Raw genomic sequence first — 17075 nt, 5'->3', positions numbered from 1 at the left:
TTCGTCGTTATCGTTATGCGATGTGGCCGCCAGCACGCACGTACACGCCCAGCAGCTCATCGGTATCAAGCTCACGCTGCCCGTACCCTGCCCCCGGCAAACTCGCCCAGATGCGCCGACAGGCGTGGATGGCCTCAGCGATGCGCCCGTCATGCACCAGCCCCAATGCCCGGCACTGGCGGATCAACTGCTTGGCCGCCTCATCCTGAGAGGCCGGCGAGAAGTCAGGCAGGTGGAAGCGCTTGGCCAGGTCATCCCACGTCCCTACCAGGAACTGGTACCGGCCCGCCGCCGTACTGTGGATGTTGTACGACTTCAGCCACACCGACTGGCGGGGATGATCGCCGAAGCCATCGAAGGTCTTGCCGCCCACCAGCACGTCATAGCCCTCAATCGAGCTGAAGCGCGGCGTGCCCTCGGCATAGGCAATGGTGTCCAGGAAGGCCGCCAGATTGCTGGCGTCATCAGCCGCCGGATCAATAGGCGCATCGAAGCCCACCAGCTCGACCTCATCGAGCCAGTGCGCGGGGGCATGTGCAGGCATGGGCATCACCGGTAAGCAGATACGAAAAAGCCCCGCCGGATGGCAGGGCTCGGAAAACACATGGAACACACTACGAATATTGTCTGCGGGAACGACCGTGCTTCAGCGCTGCCAAAGCAACCTCGTGAGTGAGCCGTGTAAATTCACATTCCTCAATGACAACATCCAAGTCTATCCCCATGTCGTCACACACAATGCATAGAGACTCGCCAAGAGGCCTGAAATCGCCCCCTTTGGCCATCTCCACATGAGTCACACAAATGATGTCATCGAGCATGGCCGTCCTTAAAGGAAAAAGTCCGATTGATACCTCTCGCTTGCTCCAGCCTGCGCGCAAGCTCCTCCTCGTGACAGGCCGAATCTGCTATGTCACTCGTCAGTCCTACGTGTCTATAGCGTTCGAGTAGCTCCGAGAAGGTTAGCTCATCCCGGTTTCGCTCTCTATTCAGCAAAGCCCCTAGAGCTAGAAGCTCCGAAGGGTCAGCCTTAGCTCTTTCAACGAGTCCAGCGTCTATGTGATTCATGTTATCCCCTGCTCAGAATGCCCCCATCAGTGAGGGTGAGCCATATCGGGGAGAAGAGCCAAGTTACCTATCAACGAGATATAAACCAAAAAGCCCCGCCAGATGGCAGGGCCTTGAAATGAGTGGTGATCCAGAGACACAAGAATCACACAGTAGCTGAATCGTACCCTCAAACCCCCGCTTGTGCAACATATGGTAGTCAGGCGGCCATCTCGGCCTGAGAAAGCACCATATGCAGTAGAGATTCACGCGCTCTCGTGGCCGCTCTTTGCAACGACTTCACAGTACTGAAGGGCTCTGCCACCTTCACTGCCCCGGGCACCCACCCCAGCCGCGCCAGAATCGCCACCTGCGCCGACACGGCCTGCGATTGGGTCATCATGCGCGGCGACTGGCAATGCTGCACCGGCGGAATGGCATAGGCCGCCAGCAGTACCGCCATGCGCTGCCGATCACTCAGGCGTGACAGCAGCGCTGCCGCCATCGTCCGCCACTGGCTTTCCTGCTGATAACGCTCTGCCGCCTTGCCGACGTGATCCACCAGGCCCGTGCACTCACCACGCCCTTCCCCCATACCGCCCACTGATGACACCTGATGCCATCCGGCATTCTGATGGCGCAGCCCGGTGCGATACTCGATCTCTTCCTCGAGCAGCTCATCCAGAGCATGCGCCAACGCCTGCTGGCGCCTCACGCCCTCCGGCAGCTTCTCGATCAAGCGGAAGGTCTCCGCCAGCCCCATATCCTCGATCCGCTGCATGTCCTGCCCTCCTGATCCGTGAGCCCTATGCCGTTGCCTTGCGCCACTCACTGCCATGCGGCATCACTTCTGGCTCACCGGCCACCACCGTCTCGGGCCAGCTCACATAGGCCACCAGCACCGCTTTGGCCTCATCCACGCCTTTGGCCAGCACTGCCAGATAGCCATTGGCCTCCATCTTCTCCAGCCACTCACGCTGAGACTTCGCCAGGGCAGCATCGTGAGGTGGCGCCGCTTTGAACTCGATGTAGAGCCCGTGATAACCGCCGCGGGCCGTGGCCACCACCAGATCGCTCACCCCAGCCCGTACGCCTTGCATCTTCAGGTCTGCCGCCGTCTTCTTGTTGCGCTGGCCGCCATTGGGGACGTGGTAGACCACACCGCCCAGCAACTGCCCCACCTGCATGCCATTCTGCTGCTGTGCGTACAGCCAGCGAATCAGCACCTTCTGCTCCAACCCTTCACGGTCGATGCGTGGCGCCGACTTGCGGGCTTGGCCGGCGGTACGGTTCGGCGACTTGCGGGCCGCCACCTTGGCGGAAGGATGTGCTGCCCAGCTCATGACGATGCCCTCACCTGATTGGATTGCCAGCGGCGATAGTTGGTGATGATCCGGCGCAGCATGTGCGCCGCCCTCGGCTCATGATCGATCTCGGCCCGACTCTTCACCCCGCAGGCCGTGCGAATGAAGTCCACCGCGTCTTCCTCCTTGTGCGTACCATCCGGCAGCACGTTGGTGTCGATGCCGTGTCGAGCCCGGCGCGCCTGATCCAGATAGCGATGGAACCCCTCGGCCTGGCATAGCATCGCGGCCTTGCGGGATAGTGGACCGCCAGCGGGCTTGGGTGTGGTCTCTGTCACGCTTGCCCCCTCAGTCGCTCACCATTGGCATTGAAGCGGGGAGCGCCCAGGGCGATGCAGCGCTTACACGTCCCCAGGCACGCCGCCAGCTGATGGACAGACACTCGCCTACCGCAGGCAAAGCAGCGACGCAGGGCTGAACGATTCGGGCGCTTGAAGCTGCCGGCGGGGCGATAGCTCACTGCAATATCCCCAACACATCCGTCTGACGTCTTGCTGGCGCCAAGCGGATCAGGCGGTATTCATGCGCAGCACTGTCTCCACGCCGGCGGCTCTCCACGATCAACCCATGCTGGCGACGCAGATCTCGCAGGCGGGCACTGATGGCTGCCTCACTATCCAACCGATCGAAGCGCTTGCGGATCTCGGCAGCCAGCTCATGCAGCATCAGCCACGAGCGCGATTCACTGAGTGCCAGATACGTCCGCCCTAGCTGGCAAGCTGGATTGTCCAGCGACGCGCGGCGCGGACGAGTCGCACCAGTAGGCTTGCTGCCAATACCCGTGGTGATTGCCTGATTCTCATGATTCGCCATGTGCCAACCCTCCTCGCATCATCTTCAGTGCCTGGGCAGGTGTGATGCCTGCCAGTTCACCCGCCGCCTTGCGGGCCTTCTCCTCCCCCGCCATGGCGGCACGTTCTGCCGGTGACAGTTGGCCGTCATGCCCAATGGCCGCTTGCGGCTTGAGGTCATCACCCCGGGCGTATCGCTCCACCACCTGCTGGTAGTACACGCGGAAGGCCCGTTCGTGCTTGTCCATGCGCTGATAGCTGGCAGAGGCCATGCCATGAAGGTCCATGTGCTCACCCGCGGCGGCGATGGCCTCATGCGGGTACGGCTTGCCGGTGAAGGCGTGGTCCTGCAATGCCTGCCAGGCGGTATCGAAGTCCGGCAGGCCCAGCCCCTCGGGTGTCATCTGGCATAGCTCGGCGAACTGCATGGCGCTGTCCGGCGGGAAGGCGTTGCCACGCTGTTGGAGCGACTTGGCCGTGCGGGCCTTCTCGGCCTGCAAGCCACAGCGCAGGTGCTGGGCGCTCAGATGACTCAGGGCCGCCAGCCACTCACCTTCCACGTCACAGCTCACCCACTGGCCATTCTCTTCAGTGCCCCACCCCATCTCACGGCAGCGGCGATGCCAATGAGCGCCATGCAACTGAGCCAAGCGATCGAACAGCGCATCCACCGCCTTCTGGCTCAACCGTGGCAGGTCATCACAACCACTCGCCATCGATGACGTCGCCGGACGGCGGCTGGCCTTCGGCTTGCTCACGGCGGCGCTGCTCAATGAGTGCACGCCCTTCAGCGGCTGAGAGTTTCGAGTTACGGATTGGACCAGTTGAGCGACGGCTTCCATGGGTGCCTCCAGCGTTGCGTGCAGTGTTGTTCGATGAGGTGTTGGTGTTCTGACTGATGCGGGCCTGGCGGGCCGACTGTCGCTTGCGGTTCTCACTCACCCAGCCCGCGAACTTGGCGCACCAGGCATGATGCGAGTGCCTCCGGCCCGGCTGATCCGCGAAGTGCGCGGTGAAGTCCGCCAGCTCGCCCTGATCCCACGTCAGGGATGGATCGCCCCGGCGCACCGTCTCTGTCTGCCAGTGGCTGGCATCCGGCTGCCAGTCCAGCGTCATCGGCACCTGACGGGCGCCGGCAGTCGCTTGCGGCTGGCCGTTGTCAGCCTGCTGGGCAGCGTTGGCGAAGATGGGGTGCTCGGCTTGGGCAGGTGCGGTGGCAGGCTCAGCAGGCACTTCTCCCTCATCGCTACCCGCCATCAGCGCCTCGAGCTCTTCCGTTGACGGCTCATCGGCGGCTTGCGGTTGCTGCTGATCATCGCCCATGGCGAGGCGGTAGAAGTTCGAGGTCTGGCGGCCGGTCGGCGTCTTGCGCGCCACTACCGTCATCAATCCATGCACCACCAGCGCCTCAATCGAACGCTGCACCGTGCTGCGTGAGCAGGCCATCTCATCCGCCAAGCGACGGACGGACGGCCAGCACACGCCCTGCTCGTTCGCGTAATCGGCCATCAGCAACAACAACAGACGCGGGCCCGCCTTGATCGACTCCGGCATCTCGGGCATCACCTCACGCGCCCAACTCATCGCATGCAGACTCATGCCTCACCTCCCGCCAGCGTCAGATACTTGGCAGCGCGGGCCTGATGCCACTGCATGCTGCCCAGATCGCCGTCCTTGTCACCGCGGCGGGCCGCCAGCAACGCATTGCACTGGTGCCAGGTGGCGTAGGCCGAGTGATATTCGCCGGAGAGGCGCGGCTGGTCCGGCAGCAGCTCCTTCAGCTTGGCGACCTTGCGGCCAGCACGGGACATCTCTGTCTCAAGGCGTGCCGAACTCATTCGTGCCGTGATGCTCATGCCGATACCTCATCGCCCTTGGCTGCCACGCCCAGTGACAGGCGCTCGAAACGTCCTGCCTCGCTCATGTGGTGGTCGATCGACAGAGTGCGGCGGGCATCTGCCTGAGCCGACTCACCCTGCCCCTTGCCGCATTCCAGCAGGGCCACCACAGCCAGGTGGTGCTGCATGCTCATACGCAGATCAATCACGCCACCCACTCGCTCACGCTTCTCGATCATCACCGCCAGCCGATAGGTCTCGGCCTTGAGGGATTCACAGCTCCAACCCCGATAGCTGGTCAACATCTGCTTGGCTTCACTCGTCTTGATCGTCATGCCATACTCCCTTGGCATAGTGAGATGCTTCCCCCGGATTGGTTTCGACGCCTTCGGGGGATTTTCGTATCTGGTGCCCGGTTACCGGCTCACCACCTTCAGCGGTTTGCGCATCGCCTGCAGCTGGCCCATCAGAGTGCTCATCTGCTGCTCAATGGCCTTGTGCTGTGCCTCAAGCTGCGCCGCCTCTTCCTCGTCTACCTCGCCATCCGCAATCGCCGCCTGAATCAGCGCTGCCATCGCGCCCTGCCCCTGCTGGGCATCCAGCACTGACGCGAACACGTCACCACGGCTCACCTCGCCCTTCTCGCAGCGCGGCACCGCCACCATGCCCAGGTGATCGAGGAACGGGGCGATCAGGCGCAACTGGTGCTCGCGATCCACGTTCCAGAAGATCCCCACCACGTCGATCAGTCGCATCGGCATGGGGTCGTCCTCGGCCACCCGGCGGTAAAGCGACTTCACCGACATGCCGATATCGCTTGCCAGCACCTTGGGGCAGCACTCGAAAACCACGTCATGCACCGCATCCAGATAGGTATCCATGTCACGTTCGGGGGCTGTATGGCTGTCCATGGTGAATCTCTCCGTGTTCGTTCCGTTTAAGCCGATATGGGCGGCTGGCTATGCTGTTGGTGTCAGGCGGTGTTCTTGTTGGCGTTCCGCAATCCGTGGACCAGCGGCGGGCACAGCTTCTCAGCCTTGAACTTGCCCATCGTCAACCGCTCTGCACGGAGCGCCAGAACTGGAGACATCCCATGTTTTCCGCGAACCCATCCAGAAACTGTTCCTTGGTAGACCCCAAGCGCATCAGCTGCCTTGGCTTGGGTCCCAAAGTGATCAACCAAACGCTCGAATATGTTTTTCATCGTGCCGCTCCATACGGGAATACCCGTAATCATAAATACGGGACTACCCATTTGCAAGGGTATGGGCGCGCCCATGATAATCACCCCATGGAATTCAAAGACCGCCTTAAAGCCGCCCGAAAACACGCCAAGCTCACCCAGGTGCAGCTTGCTGAGCGTGTGGGCATAGATCAGACCAGCGTTTCCGACCTAGAGCGGGGCAAGTCCCGCAAGACTGGGTACGCCGCTGAGATCGCTCATGCCCTTGGCGTGAGTGCGAGATGGCTCACCACTGGCAAAGGCGAGATGCTTGATTCAGAGACCGCTCCCCGAAGCGATGCCAGTGAGCTGGTGCTCCATGAAACGGAAATCGTGGACGGCGATGAGCCTCTCCGGGATGACGAGGTAGAGATTCCGTATTTTCGTGAGGTTGAGATGGCGGCTGGCGATGGCCGAACGCAAGTCATCGAGAACCACGGGGCGTACATGCGCTTCAGCCTGCCGCGCTTGATGAAGGCTGGTGTAGACCCATCACTTGCGGCATGCGCGACCGTTTCTGGCGACTCCATGGAGCCAGTGATCGTGGATGGCTCACCCATCGGCATCGACAAGGGCTGCCGACAGATTCTGGATGGCAAGGTCTACGCGCTGGATCATTGCGGCATGCTACGCGTGAAGCGCCTCTACCGCTTGCCGCCGGGGCGCATGCGGGTGGTCAGTGACAACCACATCGAGTATCCAGAAGAGATCTACACCCTGGGAGATCCGGATGCCCCGAAGATCATCGGTCGCGTCTTCTGGTGGGAAACCTTTGCCTGACGCCCCCACGCGCACGCGTAACCAGAGAGAGTGGTTCTAATAGGTAGGTTCTGGGGGTAGCACTGGTGCGACCCTCCCCGTAGCACTGGGGCGACCCTCCCCGTGTCACTGGTGCGACCCTCCCTGTCAATTTGTTGTGTAGAGGCAGAGGCAGAGGCAGAGGCAGAGGCAGAGGTAACGCCAACTACTCTCGATGGGATTTAATAATAGCGATAATGCTACTACTTGCCTATTAACCACAGGCACTGAATGCAGGGAGCAAAAGAATGGCAAAAACTACTAAGCAAAAAACCATACATTATAAAAGCTCATTTATTACAGGAAATCTTAACCTCCAAACTCTGCTTGAAAAAGCTATTGGAGAAAATGGTACGGCCAAAAAGCCTGTAGACCGAATGCAAAATATAGATGAAGACGAGAAGAGCTCTATCTTCATAAACAGATATATTAATCAAAACGGCGTTTCATTCGGTCAGCTAGTATATCTAGAGTCTGGTAAGAATCAACCGTATATAACGATCGACAATAATCAAGATTTTTATTCTATTGAAGCCCTTTCATCTGAAAAAATTCCTGATGGAGAGTCTGCCGACAAAGAGTCAAAAGAAGATAAAATTAAACGAAAAAGGGAATTTCTTGACTCTATTCTTTACTTTTGCATCTTAGACAATCATGTAACAATAATTCAATCAAAAGCATTAAGTTCCCGCGAGTTTGAAGCACACCTCACATGGCTTTTTGGAAGCACATGTACATCAGTATTTTCCACTACAACAATGTTAGTACTTAGAGATAAACCTGCCGAAAGTGTATTTAAAAAACTAGAACAATCACCTGCCAAATCAATCCAAATTGGAGCCCCTCTCACATCCATAACAGAAGACAACACTATAAGCTCCACGAATACATTCAACCAAGAAACTCATGCCAATAAAGTCAAGTTTACACCTACAGGTAAAGCAGCATCGATTATTGAATCACTGATACCTGGATTCATGAGCGAAATAAAACTGGATGACACACTTGATGACTCAAATATTCATGTAGCATTAGAGATTACATACAAATATAAAACTGACAAATCCGGCCAAAAAGTTATTGACTCTATAGCAACTAGCATGCGGCATAGCCCAGAGTCTGACGTGAAGATCCTGTTGAAAGGTGGTGGTGAAATTAAAGGCGATGAGCTAAAATTAAGCGGAAAAATCAATGCAAAATTCTCAGACAAGGGCCTTATTGATGAAAGCATGTTGATTCATGAGATGCGTAGCTGGCTAATTTCTAAAATTGGCTCAAAAGAACTGGAGGCCGGTGACGAGACACTATAATGAGCACAAAATCTTCAGCCAAAAGGCTGCTTGCACATATAATGAAGCTGACTTTATGTGTATTCGGAGCGCTAGCTTTAGGATACGCAAGTGACTTATTGCCTGAAGAAAATCATGCTATACCAACTGTACTTATGGCAATTTTTTTGTTCCCATTAACTATTACTATACAGTTAATGCATCGCCTTAAAGATCTCGGGAAAATGAGTGGCTTGAGTCGCAGTGAGTTTAGACGTGTCAATGATGCTGTTGAGCAAAAGACAACAATTCTAAGATATCGGTGTGGGCTACATGTTTTTATTGCTATCGCCGCCGCCATGATATTCTTTGCATCTAGCTTGCCTAAGTTACAAAACTATATTTTTACACTATTCTTTATCAACGGCTTTTTAATTTCCTATGTCGTCATTAAGACAATGGACTCAATTAATGAAATAAACAAAGTTTCCGATTTTGAGGCAAAAATAAAACGCAGGTCAGACGATATAAACAATGCAGCTAGACTACTAAAAAAGCTAGATACCAATAATGAAAAATAGCGATTGAGTTTTCTTTGTATATCTTTCTCAGGCGCAAGCTTTACGAGAGTAACACTAGGTGAAGCTTGTAACATAAGATAAAATCTTATTAGATATACAACAACAAAGGATAGATAAGTAGCTCAAGTACTATCATGCCGAGCCTAAGCTTCAATCACGACGAACATGACGGCGCAGGCACTCAGCGCCGCATCGAGAACGTAGACCACTAAGCCCCTCACGCAATATCTGACCCGCCCATCGTGGCGGTTTTTTTTGCTTTCAGCGTCTGCCAGCAGTGCTAGTATTAGCAAATATCATCACTACACATGACTCGCAAGGAGGCGAACTCATGTCTGCTGCCTTAATCGTTTTCCTGACACTTTCCGTCTTTCTGTTGCCCTGGCTGGCCGTAATGCATGCCGCGTACTACAAGGGCGTGGATGTCCTATCGTCGGGCGCCGTGGGGTTCTTCGGCACGCCATTGATGGGCATGCTCTACGTCATCGCCATGCCGGGCGACCCGGTGAAACTCAAGCGCCGCCGACTGCGCGGCGCCAAGTCCACTGACAAGGAATGCCCGCACTGCCTCTCACTGATTCCCAAGCAGGCCACCATCTGTCATCACTGCGGTCGCAATAGCGCTCTGACCGCCAGCAAGCCCGCGCACGGGGCGAAATCCTCCACCCCACCGCCAGCCCCTCCCCAGCCACAAAAGACGCGGGAGCCAGCCCCCATTCCAGCCGGTAGCTTCGATTACGCGGAACACGGTGGCACAGACACTCAGGCCGCCGAGGCGTACAAGCGCCGCATCGAGAACGCAGACCGCTAAACCTCCCGCAGGCCATCTGACCCGCCCATCGTGGCGGGTTTTTTATTGCCTCCGACATGGGCAGGAATACTCCTCCCTGAAAAAATACGGGCAAACCCTTGACCATCAATACGGGCTTACCCATAATTATTCGCATCGACACGGCACATCGCCATCGTCACTGAGTGGATTAGAGCAGCCCATGACCGACACAGCCCGCAAGCATCGTTCAGCTATCACCCTCGCCGTCATCGTCGGCGGTCTGGTCACGCTCGCCAGCCTCACCCAGCAGACCGATGGCCCGCGCCAGCTGACCGCCAGCGAAGCCGAATACTGCGAGATGACTGCCATGTGGCAGGAAGACGCCAAGGCCGGTTTCGCCGAATCACAGCGCCGCGGCTGGCCGGACTTCCACGGCAATGCCGCCAGCCTCTGCTCCCCTCAGATTACGCATGGTCAGCAGCTTGCCAGTCGCTGATCGGACCTCGCCCCACGGCCAGCAGGTGGTGCCAGTGGGATTACGAGCATAACCACCCGCAGGTAAGGCGCCGGTTCCTCCCTTGCGCTAGCGGCCTTACCCCCGACACCTGGGCAAGTGGTGTGACAGCTGGAGAGACAGCGCTTATCAGAGGGCATCGGCACTGCCGGTATCGCCTGATGAGTCCCGAACCGCCGGGCAATGCGGCTGCTCTTTAACAATCAGACATGCCCAGCCCGCCCGTAGCGCTAGACACGTGAGAGGCCGCTGGGAGTACGCCGCCCAGGGCTGTCGAAATACTGGGAATGGTATGGGGCTTTGCCAATGGCAGAGCCCACCCGAGAGTGCATTGGCAAGCCATCACATAGCGCGACGGCTTACCGATATGCTTTCCCTGTAGTGCCTGTGCTTCCCCGTCACGTCCCTGATGGGGCCTTTTGGTACTCCCCTTTTCATCGTGTCTCTCGACGCATCCTGCCCGCCCCAACCGGCGGGCCTTTTTGTGCTCACACGCCAGCCTCTTCTGGTGGCTGACCTGTGTGCTCAACCACTCGTGGAGGCCAGCATGACACTCTTTCTTCGATCTCGGGTCACTGTCGATGGCATCACCGCGACGATGGCGGAACATGCCGAGCGGCTCGGTATCGGGGAAGGGACACTCTTGTCCCGCATGACGCGCTTGGGTCGTCATGATCCGATACTACTGCTTGAGCCAGTCACCAAATCCCGCAAACCGGCGAAGCCCCAAAGCTTGGCAGAGGCTGTCAAAACGCTAAGGCGAAGGCCTGCCGGCCTGTTGGCAACAGCCAAACGACTGGGCGATTACGCCTCACTCAAACAGGCATCACCATGATTCACCCGCTACTCATTGCCGCCACTTGCCTGGCGGCTTTCTTTTACCTGCTCGCCGGTGGCTGGCTCGACACACTGCTCACCAAGGATGACTGACATGACCCGCGATCAACTGATGGAAAGCCTGCTGCACCTCCCTCACCCGTGGCCGCGGCCCGAGACGGACTGCAACCTGCCGACCGACAACGGCCACGGTGATCTCGAGGGTTGGATCAAGGGCCCGACCAACAACGAATGGCATTACGCATGGATAGGCGCCCATGAGCGCCGCATTGTCATTACCCGGGAACAATGGGAAGAGGCGTTGCAGGCACACGTCCAACATCTCGAGCGGCCAGTCAGCGATGCGGTTCCAACCACCTCAGCAGATGAAGTCGATCCAGGCGACTGGAATGGCGAGGGCCTGCCGCCGGTGGGTGCGGTGGTAAAGCTGGTGCTAACTACTCATGACCGGGTGAGCGAGGAAGACGTCAGACGTGACGGGAAGGCAGTCGAGGTGATTGTCCACCTCAATCGCGGGCTTGCCGTGTGTATTTGCCGCGAACTATGGGAAACGAAAGATGGCGGCTGGTGGGTGTCAGCGTTCAACGATCTTCAATTCCGCCCCATCCGCTCCGATCGAGAGAAGGCGATTGGGGACATGAAGCAGATAACCAAGGCCGCGGCTGACGCTCATAAGCGCGAGCTGCATGGGGCACTGTCGGAGGAGTACCTGTTGGGAGCGCTCTACGATGCAGGCCACCGGAAGGTGAAGTCATGAACCACTCCCTCACACACTAAAACTTGCGCCGCCACCCCGAGAAGCTCAAGCAAGAGGCGTTGGTTACTAAAGCACCAGCCGTTGAAAATTAGCCGATCAGAGAAAAGTTGTAATTAACCACACCTGATATCATTGCTCCGACAATCCCCCCACAGACAAAGCAGTAAGCTATTGGAACTACTTGCCACCCTCCTCATGTCAGTCACTGTTATTAGTGTTCCCCTCATTATGACGTGGCTGACAACCATAAGTGATGACTGATCGCTATCCGCTGATATGCGGATATAGCTAACAGGAATATCAAAGCACGCTGTCCAAGCCCCCTCTCAGGGGGCTTTTTCGTGCTTGTTCGACACAATTCGACACGGATAACACATGAACAGAGAACAAGAGATCGCAGAACGCTTTTCTCGCGACATCGCTCGGCATGTCATGGAGATCCAAAACGATAACGGGCTATACCGACACCTCAGGTTTCAGCGTCCCGAGACGCGAGATTGCTACTTCGATCTGATCACTTGGCCAGGCCATCTGGCCATTGCCGGTGACATGGGCACCTTCACTTTCTCCCGCACCCGAGACATGTTCGAGTTCTTTGGTGACGGGGAGCACGGCATCAGTCCTGGTTACTGGCAGGAGAAAATCCAGGCAGGCGCAGGATCTGAGGGTAGTCGTGCGATCACCACGGAGTGGGACTCAGAAGCCCACCATCGTAACGTTGTCCGGGAATGGAAGGAATGGCTCGAAGGTAACGCTTTGCCCGATCCTGAAACCACGGGAGAGGTGAAAGAGTACCTACGGGATAACCTGCTCAATTGTAGCGATGAGTATGAGGCCATCGCGGCAGTGCGCGAGTTTGACTGCCCCGAGGCACCAGGACTGCTAGAGGACTTCTGGGAATATTCGGATAGCCGCTACCAATTCCATTACCTATGGTGCTGTCACGCTATTGTCTGGGGCATCAAGCATTACCGCCAGCGTGAAGAAAAGGAGGCCGCATGAGCAAGCAAGTGGAAATCCAGATGGGCGCGCTGGCCCCAAGCATCACGCAGCAGCTGGCTGATCAGGGTGTGGATATCGCCTCCAGCAGATCAGAAGCATGGGACAACCAGGCCGACGCCATTACGCGATTGATGTTCGCTGACATTCTCACGCCGTCTCAGGTAGAGAAAGCGCGGCAGCGGCTGATGAAGCACATTGGGGAGATGCTGCAATGACCACTCTACGCGACATGCCGATGATCTCAGTGGAGCAGAAGAACGCCTTTCGTGAGGCCGCGCTGAAGGTTGAGGCGGAGCGTGATGAATTGGCGGCTCAGTTCTCCGAGATGGCGTCACTGGCCGACAGCCTGACTTTCGCCTCGAACGAAGGTGAAGCAGACGAAATCGTGCAGAAGATAGTGGGGTTGGTATATGACGAAGGCGGCGCCCTCGCCCACCGCGACGCCCGCATGAAGGCCGAGGCGCTGGAAGAGGCTAGGTCGGTCTGCATGAGTATTGAGTGCGGCCAGCGGGAAATGTCCTACAAGTACACAGAGACAGATGGCGATGGCGACGAGATGGTCGTGGGGCCAGGTGTTGACTACGGTAACAAAGCTATGGGTGCCGGCCATTGCCGCGAAAGGATAGCCGAACTGATCGCCGAGTACCGCGAGCAGGCGGCGACGGAGGCTATGGACGCCATTGACGGAGAGGATGGGGACTTCGCAAACGTGCGAGGGGTCGTTGAGCGCATGATTGCAGCCGGATACCGCAAGCAAGCGGAGGGAAACGGCGATGAATAAGGTATGCGACGGATGGGATGAAAGCGCCCGCAAGTGCAAGCACGGATTCATCGCCACGACCCCGCTTTGCTGGGGGCAGGTAAGGCCAACCACCACGCCTCAGTGCCTGATGGATAACCCGCCAGCTCACCTCACCCGAGACGATGGCTTCCCGCTGGGTTGGAACCTGATTGAGCGCCAGCGATAAACCGATAGATCGCCACGAGTTATACCGCCACCCACGAGGTGGCTTTTTTGTGCCCGCAGGGAGGCCAGATGCGTCAGGTATCGCAATCAACGTGGGAGCCGCCAGCACATGGCCCGTGCCCGCAGTGTGGTGGCAGCGGCACATTCCATGGCGTCTTCCATCGCTCGCCCTGTGCTCACTGCCATGGCACCGGGTACGCCGCTGAAGATGGTGAGGCGCTGCCACTGGAAGACCTGATCGTGATGATCAGTCGGCGCCGCGATCACTGGCGACAAGCACATGCCCAACTGATGAAGGTGCCCGGCGTGCGTCAGGCCGTGGAGCAATACCAGGCGGCGCGACAGGCAGAGCAAGAACGTGAGGCCATGGGCTATGGCTCGGGCCGGTATCAAGGTGACTGATGGAGGCAACGGCAGTGAATCTTCTCACCCCCGAGGCGGTAGCCCGCCAACTGAGCATGAGCCTGAGCTGGGTCTACACCCACAAGCACCAGATTGGCTACGTGAAATTTGGAAAGTCTATCCGCTTTGAGCCGGATGCGGTGGCGGCATATGCTAGTGCCTGCCAGCGTAGCCCAGAGCATGAGGGCAACCGATGGGAATCACAGTCAGATACCGCGAAGCACGCGGGAAATGGGTCGTTACCGAAACGCATCAGGGTCAGCGACATCAATCAACGTTTGACGGGACTCGAGAAGGCGAAAGGCAAGCGCGGGAGTATGCCGCTGCACGCGAAACAGCAGTAAACGAAGCGGCGTTTCAAGGTCAGCGGATGGGCCGCGAGCGGAGGCGCACGTTTCTCGAGGGAGTAAAGCGGTGGGTCGATGAGTACGACGTTGCCAGCCAGGCAAAGGCTATCCGGCCGGTGGCAGCCTACATGGGCGAGGACGTGCTGATCGGACAAGAGACAGTGGACAAGGCCAGAGAAATGGCCAGCCACTTGAGGAAGGCAGGACGCGCTCAGAGCACAATCAACAACCACCTGCAGGTGGTGAAGCGGGTGCTCAATCTGGCGTATATCGAGTGGGGTTGGATCAACCAGCCGCTGGGCGACAAGATCCGGAAGAAAACGCCGAAGAACGAACGGCATATCTATCTGAACGCGGCAGAGCTGACGCTACTGATGGAAGCGATACCGGATGCACGCGCTGTGGATAAGAAGGTGATCGCCCTGGCAGCCTTGACGGGACTGCGCCAGGGCGAACTGCTCGCACTTGAGCCTTCGAACATCCACGGTGGTCGCATCCTGCTGCGACCAGATCAAACCAAGTCCGGCAAGGCCCGGGTGGTGCCTGTTCCAGAAGATGCTCGGCCATGGTTGCATGACCTGCCCTTCGATACCACCTACGCGCGGCTGAGAAAGACGTGGGAAGACGCTCGCAAAGCGCTGGGCAGACCGGACCTGCGCTTTCATGATCTGCGCCATAGCTATGCAAGCATGCTGGCTCAGGCTGGCGAGAGCATGACCACGGTGCGCGACCTGCTGGGGCATTCCAGCCTGATCGTCACAAGTCGTTATTCTCACATGTTCGAACAGGGCATTGATGAGATCGGAGCGCGGCTGCCGCGGTTGAATGCGACCGGCTGCGACCAAACTGCGACCAAGCACTAAAAGGAGGGAGCCAGAAACGCAAACAGCCGCTCGTAAGCGACTGTTTTCAAAGCTGGTGCCGGTGGTCGGACTCGAACCGACACGCCTATTAAGCGGCGGATTTTGAATCCGCTGCGTCTACCAATTCCGCCACACCGGCAACGGAGCGAAATTATACGGGACATTGCGCCAAGGTCAACGAGTTTTGGCGTCAGATCAGACACATGGAGCGCTTCCTCACACCCCACGCCGCAGTGGACTGAGGCGTGTCGCCCGCAAACGGGTCTTCGCGTGGACGATGGCATTGGGTATCATGAGCGACCTTTTTCGTCTGCCCAGACAGCCAAGGCCTCGAGAGTGTCGCACCTGACTGCCCCACCCGCAGAAAGGGAGTCATGCGCTCGCGACGAGAGCGCCAGTGTCTCAGGGCGGCATCTCCCCATTGTGCATGTACGCATGCCACGGAGCGCACCACGCGCCTCGTGTTATCAGAGTGTCAGGTTGGCCATGTCACGTATCGATTCCGGTGATGCCTCGGGCGTTGCCACACCTAACGACGCGCGCCCGATGCAGCGCAGCGATTACGATTTCAGCCTGCCGGATGAGCTGATTGCCCGCTACCCGTCAGAGCAGCGCAGCGATTGCCGGCTGCTGCATCTGGATGGAAAGAGCGGCGAGATCGTGCACCGCCGCTTCCCGGACCTGCTCGAGCAGCTGGAACCCGGCGATGTCGTGGTCTTCAACGACACCCGCGTGATCCCCGCGCGCCTGCATGGTCAGAAAGCCTCCGGCGGCAAGATCGAGATGCTGCTGGAGCGTCCGCTGGACGCCCATCGCGGCCTGGCGCACATCCGCTCCAGCAAGTCGCCCAAGCCGGGTACCGAGCTGATCTTCGAAGGTGGTATCACGGCCGTGGTCGAAGGCCGTCAGGAGGCGCTGTTCGAGCTGCGCTTCCACGGCGAGACGCCGATGATCGAGCTACTCAACCAGCACGGCCACATGCCGCTGCCGCCTTATATCACTCGGGATGACGAGCTGTCGGATCGCGAGCGCTACCAGACGGTCTATGCCAAGCGCGATGGCGCCGTGGCCGCCCCGACGGCTGGCCTGCACTTCGATGAGCCGATCATGGCCGCCATGGCCGAGAAAGGCATCGAGACCGCCTTCGTCACCCTGCATGTGGGCGCCGGCACCTTCCAGCCGGTGCGCGTCGACAGCATTCTCGAGCACCACATGCACAGCGAGTGGATCGAGGTCGGTCAGGAAGCCTGCGACAAGATCGCCCGTGCCCGCGCCGCCGGTCGCCGCGTGGTCGCCGTCGGCACCACCAGCGTGCGCTGTCTCGAGAGCGCCGCCAAGGCCCACGCTGGTGAGCTGGCCCCCTACTCCGGCGACACCGACATCTTCATCTACCCGGGCTACGAATGGCAGGTAGTGGATCTGTTGATCACCAACTTCCATCTGCCGGAATCGACCCTGCTGATGCTGGTCTCGGCCTTCGCCGGCTACGAGCACACCATGGCGGCCTATCAGGCGGCGGTGGAAGAGCGCTACCAGTTCTTCAGCTATGGCGATGCCATGCTGCTGGAACGCGCCTGAATCACCTCCTTCTGACACGGCCCCGGTATTCGCCGAGGGCCGTGTCATGCGCAGTTAACGCGCCCCGCGCTATGCTGCGGCATAGTGGCATCGACACACCAGCTGCGGCCTGTTTCGCCGCCAAGCA

General features: G+C 58.3%; 24 protein-coding genes and 1 tRNA gene. 13 read left to right on the top strand and 12 right to left on the bottom strand.

Features of this window, described 5'->3' with window-relative positions:
- Positions 1-13 precede the first annotated feature (13 nt).
- The 11 genes from ACJJV2_RS02390 to ACJJV2_RS02340 form a co-directional block, all read right to left on the bottom strand.
- Positions 14-544, bottom strand: coding sequence for a glycoside hydrolase family 104 protein (locus tag ACJJV2_RS02390; RefSeq protein ID WP_405278026.1), 531 nt, complete (start codon positions 542-544; stop codon positions 14-16).
- 723 nt (positions 545-1267) lie between these two features.
- Entirely contained in the window at positions 1268-1828 is a 561-nt protein-coding gene (locus ACJJV2_RS02385) for a hypothetical protein (RefSeq protein ID WP_215824083.1), read from the bottom strand.
- A gap of 25 nt (positions 1829-1853) precedes the next feature.
- Positions 1854-2390, bottom strand: coding sequence for a VRR-NUC domain-containing protein (locus tag ACJJV2_RS02380; protein ID WP_405278024.1), 537 nt, complete (start codon positions 2388-2390; stop codon positions 1854-1856).
- Positions 2387-2689 carry a hypothetical protein gene (locus tag ACJJV2_RS02375; protein ID WP_248380725.1) on the bottom strand — a complete coding sequence of 101 codons (303 nt, stop codon included), beginning with the start codon at positions 2687-2689 and terminating at the stop codon, positions 2387-2389. The genes ACJJV2_RS02380 and ACJJV2_RS02375 overlap by 4 nt, the downstream gene beginning before the upstream one ends.
- Positions 2690-2867: 178 nt before the next feature.
- Complete coding sequence (locus ACJJV2_RS02370; RefSeq protein ID WP_348472182.1) at positions 2868-3224, bottom strand: hypothetical protein; 357 nt, start codon at positions 3222-3224, stop codon at positions 2868-2870.
- A complete protein-coding gene (locus ACJJV2_RS02365) occupies positions 3211-3960 on the bottom strand; it encodes a replication protein P (RefSeq protein WP_405278021.1) in 750 nt (249 codons plus the stop codon). Before ACJJV2_RS02365 ends, ACJJV2_RS02370 begins: the two co-directional genes overlap by 14 nt.
- On the bottom strand, positions 3902-4801 hold the full coding sequence (locus ACJJV2_RS02360) for a DnaT-like ssDNA-binding domain-containing protein (RefSeq protein ID WP_405278019.1): 900 nt from the start codon (positions 4799-4801) through the stop codon (positions 3902-3904). Before ACJJV2_RS02360 ends, ACJJV2_RS02365 begins: the two co-directional genes overlap by 59 nt.
- Positions 4798-5013, bottom strand: coding sequence for a hypothetical protein (locus tag ACJJV2_RS02355; protein ID WP_213115254.1), 216 nt, complete (start codon positions 5011-5013; stop codon positions 4798-4800). The genes ACJJV2_RS02360 and ACJJV2_RS02355 overlap by 4 nt, the downstream gene beginning before the upstream one ends.
- A 41-nt stretch (positions 5014-5054) precedes the next feature.
- Positions 5055-5375: a hypothetical protein gene (locus ACJJV2_RS02350; protein ID WP_348472176.1), complete on the bottom strand. Its 321-nt coding sequence runs from the start codon at positions 5373-5375 to the stop codon at positions 5055-5057.
- Between the two features lie 81 nt (positions 5376-5456).
- Positions 5457-5951, bottom strand: coding sequence for a phage regulatory CII family protein (locus tag ACJJV2_RS02345; RefSeq protein ID WP_175089166.1), 495 nt, complete (start codon positions 5949-5951; stop codon positions 5457-5459).
- Between the two features lie 62 nt (positions 5952-6013).
- Entirely contained in the window at positions 6014-6244 is a 231-nt protein-coding gene (locus ACJJV2_RS02340; protein WP_175089165.1) for a Cro/CI family transcriptional regulator, read from the bottom strand.
- Between the two features lie 87 nt (positions 6245-6331).
- Here ACJJV2_RS02340 and ACJJV2_RS02335 point away from each other — a divergent pair, with 87 nt between their 5' ends.
- The 12 genes from ACJJV2_RS02335 to ACJJV2_RS02280 all read left to right on the top strand — a co-directional run bounded on the left by ACJJV2_RS02335 (position 6332) and on the right by ACJJV2_RS02280 (position 15370).
- Positions 6332-7042: a helix-turn-helix transcriptional regulator gene (locus tag ACJJV2_RS02335; RefSeq protein WP_175089164.1), complete on the top strand. Its 711-nt coding sequence runs from the start codon at positions 6332-6334 to the stop codon at positions 7040-7042.
- A 266-nt stretch (positions 7043-7308) separates the two neighbouring features.
- Positions 7309-8370, top strand: a complete 1062-nt coding sequence (locus ACJJV2_RS02330) for a hypothetical protein (protein ID WP_348472173.1) — start codon at positions 7309-7311, stop codon at positions 8368-8370.
- Positions 8370-8909 carry a hypothetical protein gene (locus ACJJV2_RS02325; RefSeq protein WP_348472171.1) on the top strand — a complete coding sequence of 180 codons (540 nt, stop codon included), beginning with the start codon at positions 8370-8372 and terminating at the stop codon, positions 8907-8909. Before ACJJV2_RS02330 ends, ACJJV2_RS02325 begins: the two co-directional genes overlap by 1 nt.
- Before the next feature lie 331 nt (positions 8910-9240).
- Positions 9241-9720 (top strand): hypothetical protein, encoded by a 480-nt coding sequence (locus ACJJV2_RS02320; RefSeq protein WP_348472167.1) that lies wholly within the window; start codon positions 9241-9243, stop codon positions 9718-9720.
- A 181-nt stretch (positions 9721-9901) separates the two neighbouring features.
- Positions 9902-10177 (top strand): hypothetical protein, encoded by a 276-nt coding sequence (locus ACJJV2_RS02315; RefSeq protein WP_176676543.1) that lies wholly within the window; start codon positions 9902-9904, stop codon positions 10175-10177.
- 565 nt (positions 10178-10742) lie between these two features.
- Positions 10743-11030 carry a hypothetical protein gene (locus tag ACJJV2_RS02310; RefSeq protein WP_348472164.1) on the top strand — a complete coding sequence of 96 codons (288 nt, stop codon included), beginning with the start codon at positions 10743-10745 and terminating at the stop codon, positions 11028-11030.
- Between the two features lie 96 nt (positions 11031-11126).
- Positions 11127-11789, top strand: a complete 663-nt coding sequence (locus ACJJV2_RS02305) for a hypothetical protein (protein WP_405278014.1) — start codon at positions 11127-11129, stop codon at positions 11787-11789.
- Positions 11790-12164: 375 nt separating this feature from the next.
- Positions 12165-12791 (top strand): hypothetical protein, encoded by a 627-nt coding sequence (locus ACJJV2_RS02300; RefSeq protein ID WP_405278012.1) that lies wholly within the window; start codon positions 12165-12167, stop codon positions 12789-12791.
- Positions 12788-13006 (top strand): hypothetical protein, encoded by a 219-nt coding sequence (locus ACJJV2_RS02295; RefSeq protein WP_405278010.1) that lies wholly within the window; start codon positions 12788-12790, stop codon positions 13004-13006. Before ACJJV2_RS02300 ends, ACJJV2_RS02295 begins: the two co-directional genes overlap by 4 nt.
- Positions 13003-13572 (top strand): hypothetical protein, encoded by a 570-nt coding sequence (locus tag ACJJV2_RS02290; RefSeq protein WP_405278008.1) that lies wholly within the window; start codon positions 13003-13005, stop codon positions 13570-13572. The genes ACJJV2_RS02295 and ACJJV2_RS02290 overlap by 4 nt, the downstream gene beginning before the upstream one ends.
- Positions 13573-13827: 255 nt before the next feature.
- A complete protein-coding gene (locus ACJJV2_RS02285; protein WP_405278006.1) occupies positions 13828-14160 on the top strand; it encodes a hypothetical protein in 333 nt (110 codons plus the stop codon).
- Positions 14161-14353: 193 nt separating this feature from the next.
- Complete coding sequence (locus tag ACJJV2_RS02280; RefSeq protein WP_348472154.1) at positions 14354-15370, top strand: site-specific integrase; 1017 nt, start codon at positions 14354-14356, stop codon at positions 15368-15370.
- Between the two features lie 53 nt (positions 15371-15423).
- Here ACJJV2_RS02280 and ACJJV2_RS02275 read toward each other — a convergent pair.
- Positions 15424-15509, bottom strand: a tRNA-Leu gene (locus ACJJV2_RS02275).
- 407 nt (positions 15510-15916) lie between these two features.
- On the opposite strand from ACJJV2_RS02275, the gene queA reads away from it, so the two are divergent.
- Positions 15917-16948: a tRNA preQ1(34) S-adenosylmethionine ribosyltransferase-isomerase QueA gene (queA, locus tag ACJJV2_RS02270; protein WP_107336757.1), complete on the top strand. Its 1032-nt coding sequence runs from the start codon at positions 15917-15919 to the stop codon at positions 16946-16948.
- Positions 16949-17075: the final 127 nt, after the last annotated feature.

The organism is Cobetia sp. Ld8, from assembly GCF_045066615.1.
Taxonomy (GTDB): Bacteria; Pseudomonadota; Gammaproteobacteria; order Pseudomonadales; family Halomonadaceae; genus Cobetia; species Cobetia amphilecti.
The sequence above is the reverse complement of the archived record's forward strand: the minus strand, read 5'-3'. Positions and strand labels throughout refer to the sequence as shown.

Excerpts from the sequence above, each read along its gene's own strand:
- ACJJV2_RS02380 (WP_405278024.1), bottom strand. The coding sequence starts at position 2,390 with ATGAGCTGGGCAGCACATCCTTCCGCCAAGGTGGCGGCCCGCAAGTCG.
- ACJJV2_RS02285 (WP_405278006.1), top strand. The coding sequence starts at position 13,828 with ATGCGTCAGGTATCGCAATCAACGTGGGAGCCGCCAGCACATGGCCCG.
- ACJJV2_RS02350 (WP_348472176.1), bottom strand. The coding sequence starts at position 5,375 with ATGACGATCAAGACGAGTGAAGCCAAGCAGATGTTGACCAGCTATCGG.
- ACJJV2_RS02280 (WP_348472154.1), top strand. The coding sequence starts at position 14,354 with ATGGGAATCACAGTCAGATACCGCGAAGCACGCGGGAAATGGGTCGTT.
- ACJJV2_RS02290 (WP_405278008.1), top strand. The coding sequence starts at position 13,003 with ATGACCACTCTACGCGACATGCCGATGATCTCAGTGGAGCAGAAGAAC.
- ACJJV2_RS02315 (WP_176676543.1), top strand. The coding sequence starts at position 9,902 with ATGACCGACACAGCCCGCAAGCATCGTTCAGCTATCACCCTCGCCGTC.
- ACJJV2_RS02310 (WP_348472164.1), top strand. The coding sequence starts at position 10,743 with ATGACACTCTTTCTTCGATCTCGGGTCACTGTCGATGGCATCACCGCG.
- queA (WP_107336757.1), top strand. The coding sequence starts at position 15,917 with ATGCAGCGCAGCGATTACGATTTCAGCCTGCCGGATGAGCTGATTGCC.
- ACJJV2_RS02320 (WP_348472167.1), top strand. The coding sequence starts at position 9,241 with ATGTCTGCTGCCTTAATCGTTTTCCTGACACTTTCCGTCTTTCTGTTG.
- ACJJV2_RS02305 (WP_405278014.1), top strand. The coding sequence starts at position 11,127 with ATGACCCGCGATCAACTGATGGAAAGCCTGCTGCACCTCCCTCACCCG.
- ACJJV2_RS02295 (WP_405278010.1), top strand. The coding sequence starts at position 12,788 with ATGAGCAAGCAAGTGGAAATCCAGATGGGCGCGCTGGCCCCAAGCATC.
- ACJJV2_RS02355 (WP_213115254.1), bottom strand. The coding sequence starts at position 5,013 with ATGTCCCGTGCTGGCCGCAAGGTCGCCAAGCTGAAGGAGCTGCTGCCG.
- ACJJV2_RS02325 (WP_348472171.1), top strand. The coding sequence starts at position 8,370 with ATGAGCACAAAATCTTCAGCCAAAAGGCTGCTTGCACATATAATGAAG.
- ACJJV2_RS02330 (WP_348472173.1), top strand. The coding sequence starts at position 7,309 with ATGGCAAAAACTACTAAGCAAAAAACCATACATTATAAAAGCTCATTT.
- ACJJV2_RS02345 (WP_175089166.1), bottom strand. The coding sequence starts at position 5,951 with ATGGACAGCCATACAGCCCCCGAACGTGACATGGATACCTATCTGGAT.
- ACJJV2_RS02340 (WP_175089165.1), bottom strand. The coding sequence starts at position 6,244 with ATGAAAAACATATTCGAGCGTTTGGTTGATCACTTTGGGACCCAAGCC.
- ACJJV2_RS02385 (WP_215824083.1), bottom strand. The coding sequence starts at position 1,828 with ATGCAGCGGATCGAGGATATGGGGCTGGCGGAGACCTTCCGCTTGATC.
- ACJJV2_RS02360 (WP_405278019.1), bottom strand. The coding sequence starts at position 4,801 with ATGAGTCTGCATGCGATGAGTTGGGCGCGTGAGGTGATGCCCGAGATG.
- ACJJV2_RS02390 (WP_405278026.1), bottom strand. The coding sequence starts at position 544 with ATGCCTGCACATGCCCCCGCGCACTGGCTCGATGAGGTCGAGCTGGTG.
- ACJJV2_RS02300 (WP_405278012.1), top strand. The coding sequence starts at position 12,165 with ATGAACAGAGAACAAGAGATCGCAGAACGCTTTTCTCGCGACATCGCT.
- ACJJV2_RS02370 (WP_348472182.1), bottom strand. The coding sequence starts at position 3,224 with ATGGCGAATCATGAGAATCAGGCAATCACCACGGGTATTGGCAGCAAG.
- ACJJV2_RS02335 (WP_175089164.1), top strand. The coding sequence starts at position 6,332 with ATGGAATTCAAAGACCGCCTTAAAGCCGCCCGAAAACACGCCAAGCTC.